Source organism: Escherichia sp. 93.1518, assembly GCF_013368915.2.
Classification (GTDB): Bacteria; Pseudomonadota; Gammaproteobacteria; order Enterobacterales; family Enterobacteriaceae; genus Escherichia; species Escherichia ruysiae.
Window position 1 is genome coordinate 1 of the sequence record NZ_JABWMT020000132.1, and the last position, 254, is coordinate 254.

2 tRNA genes are annotated in these 254 nt (G+C 54.3%); both read left to right on the plus strand.

What is annotated here, in order from left to right:
- The first annotated feature begins 98 nt into the window (after positions 1-98).
- A tRNA-Val gene (locus tag HEN21_RS22770) sits at positions 99-174 on the plus strand.
- A 4-nt stretch (positions 175-178) separates the two neighbouring features.
- Positions 179-254: transfer RNA gene (locus tag HEN21_RS22775), tRNA-Lys, on the plus strand.

Sequence of the window (254 nt, forward strand, 5' to 3'; positions counted from 1 at the left end):
CACCTCCCTTACAAGGAGGGGGTCGGCGGTTCGATCCCGTCATCACCCACCACTTTCTCGCCAGCTAAATTTCTTGTAACAATGTGAAGTACCGAAGTGGGTGATTAGCTCAGCTGGGAGAGCACCTCCCTTACAAGGAGGGGGTCGGCGGTTCGATCCCGTCATCACCCACCACTTCGGGTCGTTAGCTCAGTTGGTAGAGCAGTTGACTTTTAATCAATTGGTCGCAGGTTCGAATCCTGCACGACCCACCA